General features: G+C 68.3%; 1 protein-coding gene. It reads right to left on the bottom strand.

Annotated elements, in window-relative coordinates; all coding sequences use genetic code 11:
* Positions 1–776: methyl-accepting chemotaxis protein (locus DID98_RS35505; protein ID WP_260426353.1), on the bottom strand; the 776-nt coding region annotated here is incomplete at both ends.

Below are 776 nucleotides of genomic sequence, written 5' to 3' on the forward strand. Positions count from 1 at the left end.
TCGTCGATCGCCTGCGACGACTGGCGCAGCGATTCGGCCGTCTGCTGCGCGGCTTCCGACAGCTGCGACAGCGCCTGCGTGATCTGCTCGGCACCGTTCGCCTGCGTCTGCATCCCTTCGTTGACCATCTGGAAGCGCGGCGCGAGCGTCTGCACCTCGGCGATGATCTGCGACAGCTGCCCGCCGACCTGCTGCACGTCGAGCATGCCGCGGCGCACTTCCTCGGAGAACTTGTCCATCCCCATCACGCCCGCCGACACGGCCGACTGGATCTCCTTCACCGTCTGCTCGATGTCGTAGGTCGCCACCGCCGTCTGGTCAGCCAGGCGGCGGATCTCGGTCGCGACGACCGCGAAGCCGCGGCCGTACTCGCCGGCCTTCTCGGCCTCGATCGCCGCGTTCAGCGACAGCAGGTTGGTCTGGTCGGCCACCTTGGTGATGGTCGCGACGACCTGGTTGATGTTCAGCGCCTTCTCGTTGAGGATCGCGAGCTTCGCGTTCACCGAACCGGCCGCGTCCATCACGCTGCGCATGGTCTCGCCCATCCGCGTGAGGCCGCTCTGGCTCACGCCCGCGAGCGTCGCCGACTGCTCGGCCACGCCGGCCACCTCGTTCATCGTGCGCAGCAGGTCGCGCGACGTCGCGAAAATTTCGCGCGACGTCGCACCGATTTCGGTCGTCGTCGCCGCGGTTTCGTTCGCGGTCGCCTGCTGCTCGCGCGACGTCGCCGCGATTTCGGCGACCGACGTCGTCACCTGCAGCGACGACTGCTGCGC

Source organism: Burkholderia sp. Bp8984 (assembly GCF_003853755.1).
GTDB lineage: Bacteria > Pseudomonadota > Gammaproteobacteria > Burkholderiales > Burkholderiaceae > Burkholderia.